The following is a 468-nucleotide window of genomic DNA, read 5'->3' as shown; positions in this document are numbered from 1 at the left end:
CCCCATCAATTAACCTTCCGGCACCGGGCAGGCGTCACACCGTATACGTCCACTTTCGTGTTTGCACAGTGCTGTGTTTTTAATAAACAGTTGCAGCCAGCTGGTATCTTCGACTGATTTCAGCTCCGTCCGCAGGGACTTCACCTACATATCAGCGTGCCTTCTCCCGAAGTTACGGCACCATTTTGCCTAGTTCCTTCACCCGAGTTCTCTCAAGCGCCTTGGTATTCTCTACCTGACCACCTGTGTCGGTTTGGGGTACGATTTCGTGTTACCTGATGCTTAGAGGCTTTTCCTGGAAGCAGGGCATTTATCACTTCAGCACCGTAGTGCCTCGTCATCACGCCTCAGTGTTAAAGTGAACCGGATTTGCCTGGAACACACACCTACACGCTTAAACCGGGACAACCGTCGCCCGGCTGACATAGCCTTCTCCGTCCCCCCTTCGCAGTAACACCAAGTACAGGA

1 rRNA gene is annotated in these 468 nt (G+C 52.6%); it reads right to left on the bottom strand.

Features of this window, described 5'->3' with window-relative positions:
* A 23S ribosomal RNA gene (locus HBA26_RS22685) occupies positions 1-468 on the bottom strand; the annotation flags it as partial.

It is taken from the genome of Enterobacter sp. 725m/11, from assembly GCF_011683705.1.
Classification (GTDB): Bacteria; Pseudomonadota; Gammaproteobacteria; order Enterobacterales; family Enterobacteriaceae; genus Enterobacter; species Enterobacter bugandensis.
Note: the sequence above shows the minus strand (reverse complement) of the source record. Positions and strands in the feature narration are given on the sequence as shown.